This window comes from Paenibacillus cucumis (ex Kampfer et al. 2016) (assembly GCF_019748695.1).
Lineage (GTDB): Bacteria > Bacillota > Bacilli > Paenibacillales > Paenibacillaceae > Paenibacillus > Paenibacillus polysaccharolyticus.
The window spans coordinates 144,251-160,698 of the sequence record NZ_JACLIC010000009.1 but is presented as its reverse complement, the minus strand read 5'-3'; the positions used below and the strand labels follow the sequence as shown (position 1 = coordinate 160,698).

Below are 16,448 nucleotides of genomic sequence, written 5' to 3'. Positions count from 1 at the left end.
GTGTAGCCTTAGGATTTTCCTAAGGCTTTTTTGTTGTTCAGTATTTGTTTAGAGACAGAGGTTATACTGAATCTCGCTAATCATCTTTTATATAGAAAGTAGGTCATAAACAATAATAGATTCAGTAGATTGCTTTGTGAATGCACGTTTGTAGATCAGGCACAAGAATTCCCTATAGCAAGTTAACTGGGTTGCATATATGAAAGGGGATTCAGAATTATCTACAGCAAGAAACCAGTTACATTTCAATTTTATATGGAGGCAAAAAGGATATGACCAAAGGCATCAAAAAAATCATTTCTATTGTGCTCACGGTATGTTTAATCCTGGGGGGGAGTGGCCTATCTGCATTATTAGGTTCAGTAGCCTATGCAAATAACGCTCCAACCACAGCAGAGGCAAACTACAAGCAATATCGTGTGAAGTTAATGGCCGATCCGGTCACAGATACAGCACCTGCTGGCTTCGGTACAGCTGCCTCAGATGGAAGGATCTGGACAGACAAAAGTGTTACGGCAGAGAATGATGGTACATTCAATATTCAGTTATCTGCACTAGCACAAGAATATATGACATCCAACTCCACGAATCCAGGCGTTGGCGGTAACAGCAATGCGAACGGATCTGCGGCAGACGTAACTTTTATTTTGGATATGAGTTCTTCAATGGGTACCCGCAGCGGTAAAGAAATAGCGCTCACAGCTGGAGATGCAGGCGTTTATTATCGCGTAGAAGCTATGGCTAAGGCTGCAAATGACGCCATCCGTACAGTCATGAATGCCAATTCCAACAACCGTGTTGCGGTATATTGGTTCGGCGGATCAGCTGATGCTAACCATCTCGGTACATTTATGGAGATGGGACATTACGAATTTAGTTCGGGTCATGGTACAGAAGACTATCTGAAATATGTAGGTGGCAATACTCAAACGGTTACTTTGAACAGTAATCTAATCAAAGATGGTAGTTCCGTTGGAACACAACCTGCAGTTGGACTAGGGCCCGGCACTCCCACTCAGGACGGCATCATGTACGGTGTCTCGAAGACGATGAGTAAGGTGGGAACGAAGGGAGCAGGCCCAAAGCGACAGCCTTATTTATTCCTTCTATCTGATGGAGCGGCAATTCATGCCAAGAAAGCATGGTCTCTTTCGCCGAAAGGCAGTTCATTTGAGACCGATTTTGCCAATGCATTAGCTGAGGCTATAACAATCCCGAATTATAATCAAAGCGGAACGAATGTTAACAAGTATGTGCCAGCTACAGCGGGCGTCGGTTTGGCAAATACAGGTGATCCGGAAATTGCTGCGTTAACCATTCTTACCGGTGCATATATGAAGGATCTTATGGACCGTAAATACACCGAATACAATGGGGGAGAAGCCACTCAGTCCAAAGTGTATACTGTAGGGTTGGGTTCCACAACGGCGATCAATGGACCGTATAACGGTAACGAACCTGTGTATGCGTGGGCAGGACTTGATCCGAAACGAGTCAACGAGAATAAGGAAGATAGTAATTATAACTATGGTACTGCCAAGAACACATATGACAAACTGAGTGCATATGCATCTCAGGGGCCTAATGGATTTAACTATGCCAATTCATTTGTATACAGTAGTTATTACACATTTGCCCCAACGTATGACATTGTGAAATCAGCTTTCTCTGGTTTAACCAATGATGTCGAGGCTACTACAACGATACTTCCGCTTCTCAACATACCGGAAACCACGGATTTGGGGAACGGTGGGGAGACGGCAGATATCGCGAGTGCTATCGTTGTTGCAGACGATATCAGCAATGATTTTGCTGTGGATCTGTCCACGTTAAAAATCGGGGATGCTGTTGCGACAGTAGACACAAATACGAATATAAACGGTGGTACAGCGTATGCATTCGCGGGGTATGGAAGTAAGGCGGTCATTAAAACCGTCGCAGGCGTTAGCAATCTTACATGGTATATTGACGCAGATGATATGCAATCGCATATTTACCGTTTCAAAAACCGGACAAGTCCGCAACCTGGAGACTATAGTGCGCCAGCAGGCGGTTCTTTTAAAATCAGTTATAAAGTAAAACCGACATTTCAGGTAGCACCTGATCAGGTGACGGACATATCCCGTTACATCAATGCGGGCAATGCGAATGACGGAGCCAAGACGGCAGCGTACTTCCACCCACCTGCTGACAGTCCCTATTATCAGGCTTTAACAAGTAAACAGACCATTTCCAAAACGGGTGGAATCGGCGCAACGTATGTAACCGAGGAATCGCTGAATAATGGCAAGGCCATTATGAGACTTGGAAACAACGGGAAGCTTGATTTGCAGATGGGAATTATGAAGACAGGCCCGGCAACCGTTCCAATTAACGGGTCTATAGATTACAAAGTGACCATCTATAACTATACAAATATAGCTATTACAGGGCTCAGCGTCATTAGCGATGGCCAAACCCAAACAGGGATTGATGTTCCAGCCAATGACAGCAAGGTGCTTACTTTTACGAAAACTGCACCGGGCACGCCGCAGACGTTAGATAGCGATAATGCTGTCATTTCAGGAATTAACCTTGCGTCGAATACGGTATCTACGGATGTAACCAACGTGACCACAGCTGTAATCAACACGCATGTTATTGGAGCCGTTGGTGGTACATCTGTAGGGGATGCCACCTATAACATTGGTGATTCTGCAACAATTACAGCTACTCCGAATCAGGGTTATACATTCGCAGGGTGGTATGATAACCCGGGAGGAACAGGAACTCCTGTAAGTACGGATGCAACTTATCAGTTCAATGTTCAGACGAATCAGGATTACTATGCAAAGTTCACAACGCTACCCGTAGCCCATGATGATACTTATAGCGTTGTGAGAGGAGAAACTCTCAGTGTTCCAGTGGAAGAGGGCATTTTGCTCAACGATACGGATAGCGAGGGACGTACACTTACTGCTGCAAGTATCAGTTCAATCAGTGATGAAGGCAAGGGGACACTGAATGTATATTCAAATGGATCATTCACCTTTGTGGCGGAAGCAGAAGCATCGGGTAGTGTGACGTTCACCTACAAAGCTAATAATGGTTCTGCCCTATCGAATGAAGCGACGGTAACGATTAACATTACACCACCTGCACATAAACCAACCGCGAAAAACGACAGCTACAACGTTAGAAGCGGAGACACACTGGATGTTCCAGCGGAGAAGGGCTTGCTCTCTAACGATACCGATGATGAGAATCATCCGCTCACCGTGGACCATGTCAGTTCGCTTAGTGATACGAGCAAAGGTACACTACATGTAAATCCGGACGGATCGTTTACGTTTGTTGCGGAAGCAAATGCATCGGGTAATGTGACATTTACTTATGAGGCCTATGACGGGACAGCCTACTCAAGTTCAGCTACGGTTACCATCACCATCAAAGTGCCGATCACGACTCATGTCATTGGTAATGTTGGTGGCGTAACAGAAGGTGACGGTGTCTACGCACTTGGTGAATCTGCAACGATTAAGGCAGTTCCAGCTTCCGGTTATGCCTTCGCAGGATGGTATGACAACGAGGAAGGTACAGGTACACCTGTAAGTACGGATAAAGTTTATGCATTGACAGTTTCCTCAGCTGGAGACTATTATGCAAAATTCAGTAAGCTGTCTACAGCTGAGAATGACAGCTATCAGGTAGTGAAGGGCCGTACGCTGAACGTTCCTGCGGCAATCGGTATTCTATCAAATGATACCGTTGTAGGGAACGGTACGCTTACTGCCGTGAGCATCAGCTCCCTGAGTGATACAAGCAAGGGTACACTGAATGTTAAAACCGATGGTTCATTTACGTTTGTGCCTGCTGGAGAAATATCTGGCAGTGTGACGTTCACTTATCAGGCTTATGATGGAGTAGGTAATTCCAACGAAGCTACGGTTACAATCACATTTATCAACCCTAGCATTGATGGAACAATCAGAGATAAAGAGACCCAAAATCCGGTATCCGGTGCTACTGTAATTTTGCGCGACCTTGCGGGTAAAGAGAAGGGGCGTACTACGACCGATACAAATGGGAAGTACAATTTCGAAGACGTCGTCATCAATAATTATATTTTGGAAGTTGTGCGTGATGGATATAGCCCGGCGCATAGAGAAGTCTCTGTGTCTACAGCCAATGTGAATGGAAACGGACGTATCACCGAAGATTTTGAACTTGTGGATTACGAGATAACATTAACAGCCAACCCCTCATCCATACTTGGTAATGGTACGGCTACATCCGAATTTAAGACGGTGATAACCGATAAAGAGGGGCGTCCTCAGGCAGGCGTTGAAGTTGTGTTTGAAGTACCGAATACAACGTACGGTCATTTTACCGGAAATACCAATACGATAACGGTTCTGACGGATGCACAAGGCGTTGCTAAGACAACCTTTACTGCAGCGGTTCTTGGGGGTGCGGGATCGGTATCCATACCGCTGACGGCAACCGTAGATGATAGCCAAAAGGGTATCCAGGTTAGTGACACGATCTATATCACGATTACTCCTGGGGTTATTACAGGTGTTGTCACAGACCAGGCAGGACATCCGTTAGCAGGTTCCACGATTAAAGTAAGTAAAGATTTTGACGGAGATGGCATTGCTGATTTTCACGCGGTTGCTATTACAGGAGTTGATGGGGCATACACCATTGCTATACCGCAGGGGAATGTGACGTACGATGTATCGATTACAAAGCTGGTTGAGATCAACGGTCAGCAGAAATCGGTCACGTTTAATCAGAACGTCCCCGTAAACGGAAGTGTGGATGGCCATTCCTTTGATGGAAATAAAACGGTATCAGGTATTGTCCTGGTTGGAAAAACGCAAGGGGAATCCGCAACGCTCGATGGGACTGTGGGCGGTGGCTACAACGTATTGATCAATGATGGCAATGGCGATCATACAGGTCCAGTTGACCACAACGGTATATTTAATATTGACAGTGTGCTCAAGGGCAGCTATACGGCAAAAGTTATCTATAACATTCCGCTTCCAGGAGGCGGGACACAACCTATCGTTGTAGGGCACATGAATGCCGAAATTAATGCAGACGGACAGATTAGCATCAGTGAAGTGCTTATTGACCCGTATGGTACAATTACAGATTCCGTAACAGGTCAACCGATAACCGGTGCTGTTGTTACACTTCATTACAGTAACGGAACAGTTGTTAACTTGCCGCCAGTGAATAACTTCCCACCAGCGGATAATGCCAACCCGCAGACAAGTGATGCGACAGGGCAATATGCCTTTATGGTATTTCCGCATACGGACTATTATTTAACTGCGAAGAGAGCTGGATATAAGGATTTTGATAGCAGAGTTGTTGATCCAAGCCAACCGCTGATTCATGTGGGTACGGATATTGTGCTGTATAACTTTAGCATGACACCTATGCCAACATCTGGAGGAACAGGATCAGGAGCAGGAACGAGTGCGGGTGCATCAAACTCACCGACAACTTCAACTCCACCAGCAACTGTTCCAACAACTACGACGCCTTCGGGGTCTATCGATCTCGCTACAGCGATTCTGGTTGACAAAATGAAGGGTGGCGAAGGAGATACACTTACCTTCACCGTGATCTATGCCAATAAAACCTCGATCGATGCCGATGGTGTGTACATCAAAGTTAAGATCCCTTCAGGGCTAAGTTTGGTGGATGCGAACGGCGGTGTTTTGACAGGCCAAGAACTCAAGTGGAATGTTGGTAAGCTGACGGGAGGAACGCAAGGCAAGCTGACGTTCAAACTCAAGGTTAACGATATGAACGAAGGTGAAGATTTTGGGACCATAACGGCTAGTATAGGCACGGATCACAAGCTTACACTTACGAATACACAAGATGATGCATCCTTGATCAAGGTGATGTTGTATTCTAACCGTTATGAACATAAGCATGCCCGTTACATTATGGGATATCCAGATGGTAACGTTAAACCCGGACGACTCATTACCCGTGCAGAGATTGCTGCCATCTTTGCCCGTACACTGCAATTGCAAGATGAGGTTCGTCACGTACAGTTATTCAGCGATGTTGCTACAAGTTACTGGGGAGCCGATTATATCGAAGCAGTTGTAAACAAAGAGATATTTAAAGGTTATGCAGATAACACGTTCAAGCCAGATCAACCGATCACACGGGCAGAGCTGGCAACAGCCATTGCTCGTTATCTCGGAGTTGCAAGAGAGCTGAAGATGAACAATGTATTGAGAATCAGCTCGTTTACCGATATTGAAGGGAGCTGGGCGGAGCAGTCTATCGATGAGGTATACCGTTTTGGATTCCTATCAGGATACAAAAATGGCTCCTTCCAACCCAACAGTCAGCTTACCAGAGAGGAAGCTGTCAAGATGATTAACGGTATGCTGTACAGAGGTCCATTAACCGGGGTTGAAGCTTCTTATCCAGACAACCGTTTGGGCAGATGGTCATTCGGACATCTTGAGGAAGCGACAAGAACGCATACGTACAAGATCAATCCAGATGGCTCCGAAACGATGTTAAAATACATTCCGGAAGATCTGTGGTAATTCGCGAAAAATAAAAAAGCCGAAGCGGGGATAAACTCCTGCTTCGGCTTTTCATATATTCATTGCGAGTATCAATCAACATAAATATAAGGCTTCTGTCGATCCCCTATTAACGGCCGCCCGTATTGGAAGCCCAGACAGGAATCCAGCTATTCGGGTAATATTCGTTGGTCAGGGTAGTATTGTAGAGAACTAGGTTACCGTCATTTTGCATGACGAAAGTGTCCCCTGTTGTGTTCGTTGGTAACGCGCTTCCATGGTGACCAGGAATCCATGCTGCAGTATTCGCAAACCAGGCATCTACCAGCTTGGTTGTATCTGTTACCAGTACGGTATCCCAGCCCGGGCCATAATAGTATTCATACTTCCCTGTGGCCGGGTTGGTTCCCCAACGATAAGCATATTGATAAACCGTTTGCCACTTCGTTCCATATTTATAGATGACAGGCTTCCCATATTGTTGTTCGAATTTAAACGAAAGTGCTCCGCTTTTACTTGTGCCACTGCTCCATAGAGAAGAGCCGTTCTGGTAGATTACGAAATTCCCGTCATCCTGCCAGATGGCTGAAAACCTGCCGTCTTGGGAGGTAAGATAGTCCCCTTTTTGCATACTCTGACCGATCAACAATTTATCTCCAAGGTAGCCTGCGGAAGCTGTTGTAGGTACAGCAAAGGCCAGGATCAACAAACATGCGATCAAAATGCGGAATGATTTTGGGAAAAATAGCTTTTTCATTGGACACTCTCCTATATTCCTTAGAATGGTTGATGCAAATTGCGTAGTACAACAAACGCTTACGGGTATTGCCGTAATGCAACATAGCGTTCGGTCAGAAGTGGTGAAAGAGCAATCAACACATCCCCCAGTGGTCATTTATGGGACAGCCATATGTACAGTGCTCTCAGGGTCACCTCCTTTAATGGACATCAAATGCTAAAATAGATGGTTTATATCGTTGTGAGCTTAAATATGTTTGGTAGAAGTTGCAGGAAGGCATAGTGGTAGTGAAAGAGGATGATTCATTCATTTAACAGAGTTAGAAAGTGATTACAAAGAGAATATATAACATTTTATTCCACTATAGCAAGAGAAAAATATAAAATACAACATTTTCAATATAAAGAGTTATGTATTCTTTTGTAATTTTTTTTACATAGATTTAATAGAATTGGTCACTTTTATGAATTGAACTATGGTAAAATGTTTCAGGATTTGAAATTGGAGAGGGGTTTGGTTTACTCATGTCTTGGAAAAAAGTTTTGGGGAAAAGCACCATTCGTGTGGCAGCTGCTACATTATTACTCACTCAGCTGTTCGGAGCAGCCGGTTCCGTTTCTGCCGCAGGTAAAGATGTAGAGGTACATTTGATAGGAATCAATGATTTCCACGGCCAATTGGATACAACATCTATGGTTGGTGATAAGAAGGCAGGTTCTGCTCCAATTCTAGCAACCTATCTCAAAGAAGCTAAGGCCAAATATGAGCATTCCTTGCTGTTCCATAACGGCGACTCGGTTGGTGCATCTGCTCCAGTCTCATCTATGGATCGTGATGAGCCTACCATGGAATGGATGAATATGATGGGATTTGATGTAGGTTCTCTGGGTAACCATGAATTTGACCAAGGGATTGCTGCATTGAAGGCTCAAATTTTTGGCGGACTTGATCCAAAAGAAGGTAAAGTAACCCATGCTGGTGCGAAATTTGATTATGTGAATGCAAACGTGATTGAGAACTCCACAGGTAAACCCTTGATTAAACCGTATGTGATCAAAGAAGTAGGTGGCGTCAAAATCGGATTCATCGGACTCGTGACGAAATCAACGCCAAACAAAGTATCTCCAGCGGGTACAGCAGGTGTACGTTTCCTGAGCGCTGAAGAAGAGGTTGAAGCCGTTAATAAATATGCAAAAGAACTGCAAGACCAAGGCGTTGAAACGATTATCGTTCTGGCACATGACCCAGCATCGACCAAAGAAGGGGTAACAACTGGAGAAGCAGCTGATCTGGCAAAAGCGTTGCCTGCAAACTCTCCTGTTGATGTCATCGTTGCGGGTGATAATCACGCTCTGGCGAACGGTGTCGTGAATGGCAAACTGATCGTGCAAGCATACTCTTATGGTACAGCGTTTGAAGATATCAAGCTGATGATTGACCCTGTTACGGGAGATGTAACTGAAAAATCGGCTACCGTGACAACCACGTTCCAAGAGGGTGTAAAAGAAGATCCTGAAACACTAGCAATTATCAAAAAGTCTTTGGATAAGCACCCTGAGCTGACCAAGCCAGTAGGTACAACAGATGGTACCGTTTTGCGTACGGATGCTTACAATAACGAAGCTCCACTGGGCAACCTGATTGCAGATGCGATGCGTCAAGCAGACTTTGGCGATAAAGCAAGTAAGGCTGACTTTGCATTCATGAATCCAGGTGGTATCCGTGCAGACCTGCCAAAAGGGGATGTGACCTTTGCAGATTTGGCTAAAATCCAGCCTTTCGGCAATACACTCGTGAAGCTGGAGCTGACAGGTGAGCAGGTAAAAACGTTGCTACAACAGCAATGGGGAACCAATGCTGACGGTACACCAAATACAAAAACGTTGCAAATTGCTGGTTTGAAATACACAGCCGACTTCAGCAAGCCGGTTACTGAGCGTGTGACGGCTCTTACGCTTGAAGATGGTACACCGATTGATCCTAAAAAATCATACACCGCTGTCGTGAACAATTTCATGGCTGCAGGTGGAGACAACTACAAAGTACTGCTGGATGCAAAATCCTCCTTGGCTGGCCCAATTGATCTGGATGTGTTCTACAAATACATCACAGATACATTCAAGGGTGGCGATATTCAAGCTAAAAAAGAAGCCCGCATTACAAACATCGGTGTCGCTACAGAGCCAGCAGAAACACCAGCACCAGCGAACAATGAACCTATTTCTCGTGCTGAATTTGTCACTGCGCTCGTGAATATGCTGAAGCTTGACGCAGTATCTACAGCACCTGCATTCAAAGATGTTGCTGCGAATGCTGCATATGCCGATGCCATTGCAGAAGCTTCCAAAGCCGGATTTATTCAAGGCTACGGCGGTAACTTCTATCCTGAGCGTGATATCACTCGGGAAGAGGCAGCAACCATTTTGGCGAAATTGGTGAATAGCCCGGCATCCGAAGCGAAAGCGGCAACGATCATTGCTGGCTTCGAAGACGGAAAATCGGTGGCTGCTTACGCGTTGAAACCACTAGCAAAACTGATTGATAAAGGCATTTTCAGTGCAACAGACAAAAAAATGCTGGAACCTAAGCAAGGCCTTTCAGTGAATGATGCCAAAGCGTTGATTCAAAAAGCAGCGGCGGCGAAAGCTTCCTAATTCATCATTGCTACAGCAGTTGCAAACCACTCGCTAACATGGCGGGTGGTTTTTTTTGTAAGGCAAATACACTTTTTCAGCCTTGTCCACGTCTATCCCTCACCAAAATCGCTCTATTGCATCTAATAAACTATCAACAATAAGGAGGTTTTGAGAATGGGAAATCGTAGACCAACAGGTGGGTATGATCCAGTTCAGATTTATAACTCTACTTCGTTTAATGCGTATGGAACGGTCGAGTATGCGTCTATTTTCTGTAGCAATGACCGTTACAGTGTTCAACGTGAAGGGACTTGGCAGTCATCGGGGCGTGGGGTTTGTCTGGTGACTCGAATTACTGCAACTGTGATCACACCGAGTGGAAATATTGAAGCAGAACCTTACACGTCATCAGGAACATCCTACAGCCAGTTCGCGATTATCCAAGTGGGCCCGAATCAGTTCCGGGTAACGCGTGTAGTAAGTTCAGCTAGACGCCGTCGGAAATGTTAATAATATCGGCAATCGGTTGAACAAAGAAACGGATGTTAAGAAGCGACTCTCCAGGTCAACGGGGAGTCGCTTCTTGCGTCGTAACGATTGGAATTAATGCTTCTGATACCACAAGATTCGGCGATACATCGAAGAGTCCTTCAAGTGCCGGAACGGACGAAGGTCAGGGCGGTAATTGCCTTCAATAATCCAGATCCCGCCTTTCTTATCGATTCCAATATCAAAACCGATCTGTCTCAGATCAGGGTAGTGTACCTCCAGGCTCTTGGCGGCCAGCAGAGCAGTGCGCTCTACTTGAAGGAGCAGTTTCCGTCCACCTACACGTGCTAGTTGCAACGCTTTGAGCACAGGAATGGTACGGTTGGTCACATTAGTCACCAGATACCCGCGTGATGCGATCTTGGCGTAGGAACCGGTTACCTTCCAGGCAGATGAAGTTGCTTTTTGACGTTGAACCATGATACGAAGGTCGAACGGTCTTTGCCGAATACGAGCTAAATACAGACGCTGCTGGATGATATACTCACGATCCTTGTCAATTTGATCAAACCAATCCTGTAAATCACTTTTGTTTTGCATGGTAATGATATTATTCTCATTTTGGATTTGATAGGTACCTGTTTTCAGCCGCCGGATGAACACAATATCTCTCCCATAACGTCCGTCGCAGGGTTTCAGTACGACACTTGAATGTTGTAGAAGCATATGGTCTAAGGTTTCTTTCTCAAGCAACTGTGTTTCTGGCAATCGTCTGGCGAGCAAAGGGACATTGCGAAAGGCCCGATACTGTAGCCATTTGTCCCGTTGAAATAACATTGACATCACAGCCTTTAATCAGGGTCAAATCAGGGTCTACGACTCTCATCTTATTTTAGTTCAAACCTGTGTCTGGCATAAGCTGCCATTCGTCTAAATATGAGAATCTTTCCCCTGTCAGGTAACTACAAAAAAATCCTTGATAAAGCTATACATGTTGTCATAGATGGATATAAAAAGCTGTGCTACACTTTATCGCATAAGTTAGTGAATTATTTCACAATACAATCATGAGGGGAAAAGATCTCAGTGGAACTGACAAAAAAGAGATGGATTATTCTGATTGCAAGCTGTTTTATCAACCTATGTATTGGCTCCATTTATGCATGGAGTGTATTTGCTGCCCCAATGGCAGCTTATCTAAGTGGTCTCACAGGACGTACATTGACGCCAGGGGATTTGGCTATTGCGTTTACCATCTGCAATTCAGTCGGACCCATTACGATGATATCGGGTGGATGGATTAATGACAGATTCGGACCCAAGAAGGTCATTCTGGTTGGAGGGATTTTATTCGGGGGTGGTATGATTCTATCGAGCTTTGCCACATCTGTAGGTTTTCTGGTATTTGCTTATGGAATTGTGCTTGGTTTGGGAACAGGAATGGTTTACGGGTGTACGATCAGCAACTCCATCAAATTCTTCCCCGACAAACGCGGATTGGTTGGGGGCGTAACGACGGCTGCTTATGGGTTAAGTTCTGTGATTATTCCTCCGGTCGCCAATGTGTTGATCAGCAACTCGGGGGTAACCTCTGCATTCTTGATCATAGGGATTGCCTTTCTCCTTATTATTTGCGTAGCGTCGTTCTTTATTGAGAAATGCCCGGCTAATTTTGCTCCGTCAGGATGGACACCAAGTGCTGTCCAACTTGCCCGTTCTCCGCGAGAAGAGAAGAATTGGAAAGGCATGCTTGCAAGCCCGATCTTCTACGTGATGATCTTGCTGTTGATCAGTGGAGCTTTTGCCGGACTGATGTGCACCTCTCAAGCTTCACCTATCGCTCAGAAAATGGTTGGTTTATCGGCTGCTGCGGCAACAACAGTTGTATCGATCTTGGCGCTGTTTAACACAGGTGGCCGGATTCTGGCCGGATATATCTCAGACAAGATTGGCCGAATCAATACACTTGCCATTACGTCTCTCTTATCTGTGGCCGGCCTGATCATGCTTTATTTTTCAGGAGAGAACAGTGTAGGTACATTTTATATGGGGATTTCCATGATTGGTTTAAGCTTTGGTTCTTTAATGGGGGTATTTCCCGGCTTCACGGCAGATCAGTTTGGGGCCAAAAACAACAGTGTCAATTACGGAATTATGTTTATCGGATTCGCACTGGCCGGCTATTTCGGACCCTCAATCATGAGAAATGTGTATAGTGCAGATGGCAGTTATCAGAGAGCCTTTGTTATTGCGGCCGTCTGTGGCCTGACCGGATTTATTCTGACCTTCGTATATAAGTGGGCTGTCAGATATCAGAATAAAAATGTGAATAACAACCACAAAGTGACAGTCTGAGCAAAAGTATATCAATAGCATGTGAGTAACCCGAACCTTCCGTTTAATAGACGGGGGTTCTTTATTATTTATAAGGTAGCTGAATGATTAATATATCAGAGTGATATAGTCTGTTACGACTATCACATGTACATGAAAATGTAAAACTTTTTTACCATTAGATTACAAAAGTTCTCGTTTACGCCCCACCTTTTCGATGGTATACTCTCCTATATTCAAGGAAGATATTAACGCTAATATACAACAGATTTTCATGAAAATATGTCGAATTGGGGCTCATTTCGGATGATTATAGCAGAAGAAAAGGACGAAACGATCATCCTCATTCCTTCTCTGGAACCAGATGATAGACTTTTATCCTATGTACGTCAGTTGCGGGATTACGGTTTTATGAATTTGGTCATTGTAGATGATGGTTCTGGTGAGAAATATCAGCACATTTTCGAAGAATTAGAAGATAATGGATGCTCTTTGCTGCGACACGCACAGAACCAAGGAAAAGGTGAGGCGCTGAAGACCGGATTTCGTTACATAGCACAGCATTATGGGCAGGCTCATTACGTAGTTACTGCGGATTCAGATGGGCAGCACGCTGCAGAGGATGTGTATCGGATTGCTCAGGAAGCCAAACGTCGTCCGAATGACTTACTACTCGGCGTGCGGGATTTCAGTGAGGGCGATATTCCGCCTAAATCTTTATTTGGTAATCGGATGACATCATTTATTTTTGCGCTGTTATATGGAAAAAAACTGTCGGATACCCAGACGGGACTTCGTGCCTTCGGTACCGAGTTATTGTCATTTATGCTGGATGTACGCGGCAAGCGATTTGAATATGAACTGCAGATGCTGATCTCCTGTATTCAGTCAGGTATTGGCATTCATACGGTACCCATTCAAGTGATCTATGAAAATGGCAATGCGGGTACCCATTTCAAAGCGATTCAGGATAGTGCCCGGGTGATGGGGGTGCTGTTCTCGAATTTCTTTCGTTTTATATCATCGTCGGTTGCCAGTTCTGTCGTTGATTTGGGCATTGCCTGGTTTTTGATCGATTTCCTGCGCCCCATGATGGGGGATCAGCATTATTTAAGAATTTTGCTCGCGACGGTTATTGCCCGAGTCATCTCGATCGTCGTGAATTATGTTCTGAATCGATATTTTGTGTTTCGCAAGGAAGACAGCCGGGGCAGTCTATGGCGTTACTTAACGTTGTGCGGCCTGGTTATATTGTTGTCGAGTACAGGCGTGTATTTATTCCATACCCTATTCCTCGTGGATGAGAAGGCAGCGAAATTCGTCTGTGATGCCATCCTGTTCCTGCTAAGTTTCCAACTGCAGCGGAGGTGGGTATTTGCAGCAAGGAGGAAGCAGCTGTAGTGCAAAACGAGAAAAGGCAAAATGTATTTTTCATCATCACGATGATCCTCATGACCATCTATCTGATCTGGCGTATGTTCTTTACGCTGCCATGGGGCGAAGGGGTGCTGAATGTCATCTTTGGCATACTGCTCATTATGGCGGAGGCGGTTACGGTCGGCACGACCTTCGAGTTGTTTTTTCAAAAGATGCAAAAGAAACGGGCACAACTCGATTTTCCGGTGATCCCGGACGAATATTACCCGCACGTCGATGTGTTTATCGCCACACATAACGAACCCGTTGACCTTTTGTATAAAACGGTGAATGCCTGTACGTTTATGGATTACCCGGACAAATCGAAGGTACATATCTACCTGTGCGATGATGGTGCCAGACCTGCGGTAGAAGAGTTGGCGAAGCAGTTCGGCATTGGTTATCTAGGGTTTCCTGGTAATAAGGATGCGAAATCCGGCAACCTGAACAATGCACTGAGCAAGACATCGTCTCCACTTATTGCAACCTTTGATGCAGATATGATTCCGCAGCATACGTTTCTGATGAAAACCGTACCCTACTTCATGCTCTCCACGTTTATCGAAGAAAATGGGGAATGGCGCCTTCGCCGTGAGGAGGAGATCGATCCAACCTTTAAGCTGGGGCTGGTACAGACCCCGCAAAGCTTTTACAACCCGGATCTATTCCAGTTCAATCTGTATGCGGAGCAGGGTATTCCGAACGAGCAGGACTTTTTCTCGCGCGAGGTTAACATTCTGCGCAATGCGTCCAATGCCGTAGCCTATACGGGCAGTAATACAGTGATTGCCCGGCAAGGGATGGTAGATATCGGTGGGTTTCCGCTGAACACCATCACGGAGGATTTTGAGACAAGTATCCGTTTGCAGCAAGAGGGGTATATCACGTATGCCACGCAAGAGGTTCAAGCTGCAGGACAGACGACGACCACGATTCCGAGCATGATCAAACAGCGGATACGATGGGCGAGGGGCATCATTCAGAGCTTGCAAAATACGCGTGCACCGATCTCCAGAAAGTTGCCTTTCTGGACGAGAGTGACCTATGTGAGCAGTTTTTTATACTGGTGGTCTTTTTTCAATCGTTTGATCTTTATCTTGTCTCCCATTCTTTTCGCTTTATTTGATTTCCAGATCGTAAATACGACCTTCTGGCAGATTCTGATCTTCTGGTTGCCATCGTATTTCTTCTACAGTCTATCAATGCGTTATCTGTCCAGTAATATACGGAATCAGCGCTGGAGTCAGGTCATCGATACCATCTTCATGCCGTATCTGATCTGGCCGGTTATTCTGGAGACGGTGGGCATCCGCGAGCGTAAGTTCAAGGTGACGAATAAAAATCGTTCAACCGGACGCGAGTGGATTGCCTCGATGAAATATGCACTGCCGCATATTTTTCTGGTGATCCTGTCCATCGCTGCGATTATCCGGTACGTGAATGGCAAGTACGGCATTGCTTTATTTTTCAGCAGTATTATCATCTTCTGGCTCGTTCACAATATGATTGCCTTGTTCTATGCGCTCTTCTTCATGATCGGGCGGCGAGCATACCGGGAGAATGAACGGATACGGGCGCAAGAAGATGTGATCATCCGTTATCCGGACAGCACGCTACGTTACGAGGCCAAGACAGTGGATCTTTCGGAAAATGGCATTGCATTTTATGTGCCGTACCCGATTTATCTACCAGAGCAGAAGACCATCTCTCTGGTCGTCAAATCCAGTCGATATGAGGCCAATCTTGATGCGGTTATCGTATACGTCAAAGCAGATGGCGAAGGATGGCGTTATTCCGCAACGGTGAAACCGCTCAGTGAGGCGGATAACCGGCAGTACATGCAGCTCATCTATGACCGGAAGCATTCGCTACCGGAGCAAATGAACCTATGGGACACTGCATATGACGACATGTTGCGTAATGTGAAAAAACGGATTGTGCAGCCCAAATCGGATCAGCGGAAGATGCCAAGGCTTTCCCTTCATCTTCCCGTAACGTTTACGAATCATGCGAGCTGTACACTGCTCAGCTTTAATTATCGTTTCTTCTCTGCCACGAATCTGCAAGGCAAGATAGCAGAGGGGTCAGAGGTTACCTTTTACACCGAAAGCAACATTGAATTGGTCTTAAAACATACGGGAAAAACAACGGCAAACAAACGTGAAGTGCTTCTCTCCGTAGAGAATATCGATGAGATCTTGGGGCGTGGTTTGATTGATCAGTTACTGAGTGATTTGATTCGTCCACAAGCTGAGCGGTTCACCAAAGAGGGTTAGGAGAGAT

General features: G+C 45.4%; 8 protein-coding genes. 6 read left to right on the top strand and 2 right to left on the bottom strand.

All coding sequences use genetic code 11. The features are described 5' to 3' along the window. The first annotated feature begins 272 nt into the window (after window positions 1-272). Window positions 273-6,572, top strand: a complete 6,300-nt coding sequence (locus tag H7T88_RS05935) for a cadherin-like domain-containing protein (protein WP_221787640.1) — start codon at window positions 273-275, stop codon at window positions 6,570-6,572. Between the two features lie 109 nt (window positions 6,573-6,681). Here the strand turns inward: H7T88_RS05935 and H7T88_RS05930 are convergent, their stop codons facing one another. Next, window positions 6,682-7,308 (bottom strand): hypothetical protein, encoded by a 627-nt coding sequence (locus H7T88_RS05930; RefSeq protein WP_221787639.1) that lies wholly within the window; start codon window positions 7,306-7,308, stop codon window positions 6,682-6,684. 506 nt (window positions 7,309-7,814) lie between these two features. On the opposite strand from H7T88_RS05930, the gene H7T88_RS05925 reads away from it, so the two are divergent. Further along, window positions 7,815-9,944, top strand: a complete 2,130-nt coding sequence (locus H7T88_RS05925) for a 5'-nucleotidase C-terminal domain-containing protein (RefSeq protein ID WP_221787638.1) — start codon at window positions 7,815-7,817, stop codon at window positions 9,942-9,944. Window positions 9,945-10,100: 156 nt separating this feature from the next. After that, window positions 10,101-10,436 carry a hypothetical protein gene (locus H7T88_RS05920; protein ID WP_090923530.1) on the top strand — a complete coding sequence of 112 codons (336 nt, stop codon included), beginning with the start codon at window positions 10,101-10,103 and terminating at the stop codon, window positions 10,434-10,436. A gap of 93 nt (window positions 10,437-10,529) precedes the next feature. Here H7T88_RS05920 and H7T88_RS05915 read toward each other — a convergent pair whose 3' ends face one another. Beyond that, window positions 10,530-11,252 carry a YheC/YheD family protein gene (locus H7T88_RS05915; protein WP_221787637.1) on the bottom strand — a complete coding sequence of 241 codons (723 nt, stop codon included), beginning with the start codon at window positions 11,250-11,252 and terminating at the stop codon, window positions 10,530-10,532. A gap of 249 nt (window positions 11,253-11,501) precedes the next feature. Here H7T88_RS05915 and H7T88_RS05910 point away from each other — a divergent pair, with 249 nt between their 5' ends. The 3 genes from H7T88_RS05910 to H7T88_RS05900 all read left to right on the top strand — a co-directional run bounded on the left by H7T88_RS05910 (window position 11,502) and on the right by H7T88_RS05900 (window position 16,441). Beyond that, window positions 11,502-12,770 carry an L-lactate MFS transporter gene (locus H7T88_RS05910; protein WP_090923524.1) on the top strand — a complete coding sequence of 423 codons (1,269 nt, stop codon included), beginning with the start codon at window positions 11,502-11,504 and terminating at the stop codon, window positions 12,768-12,770. A 285-nt stretch (window positions 12,771-13,055) separates the two neighbouring features. Continuing rightward, window positions 13,056-14,150 carry a bifunctional glycosyltransferase family 2/GtrA family protein gene (locus H7T88_RS05905; RefSeq protein ID WP_221787636.1) on the top strand — a complete coding sequence of 365 codons (1,095 nt, stop codon included), beginning with the start codon at window positions 13,056-13,058 and terminating at the stop codon, window positions 14,148-14,150. Next, window positions 14,150-16,441: a glycosyltransferase family 2 protein gene (locus H7T88_RS05900; protein WP_090923520.1), complete on the top strand. Its 2,292-nt coding sequence runs from the start codon at window positions 14,150-14,152 to the stop codon at window positions 16,439-16,441. The genes H7T88_RS05905 and H7T88_RS05900 overlap by 1 nt, the downstream gene beginning before the upstream one ends. Window positions 16,442-16,448 lie beyond the last annotated feature (7 nt).

Excerpts from the sequence above, each read along its gene's own strand:
- H7T88_RS05935 (WP_221787640.1), top strand. The coding sequence starts at position 273 with ATGACCAAAGGCATCAAAAAAATCATTTCTATTGTGCTCACGGTATGT.
- H7T88_RS05930 (WP_221787639.1), bottom strand. The coding sequence starts at position 7,308 with ATGAAAAAGCTATTTTTCCCAAAATCATTCCGCATTTTGATCGCATGT.
- H7T88_RS05925 (WP_221787638.1), top strand. The coding sequence starts at position 7,815 with ATGTCTTGGAAAAAAGTTTTGGGGAAAAGCACCATTCGTGTGGCAGCT.
- H7T88_RS05920 (WP_090923530.1), top strand. The coding sequence starts at position 10,101 with ATGGGAAATCGTAGACCAACAGGTGGGTATGATCCAGTTCAGATTTAT.
- H7T88_RS05915 (WP_221787637.1), bottom strand. The coding sequence starts at position 11,252 with ATGTTATTTCAACGGGACAAATGGCTACAGTATCGGGCCTTTCGCAAT.
- H7T88_RS05905 (WP_221787636.1), top strand. The coding sequence starts at position 13,056 with ATGATTATAGCAGAAGAAAAGGACGAAACGATCATCCTCATTCCTTCT.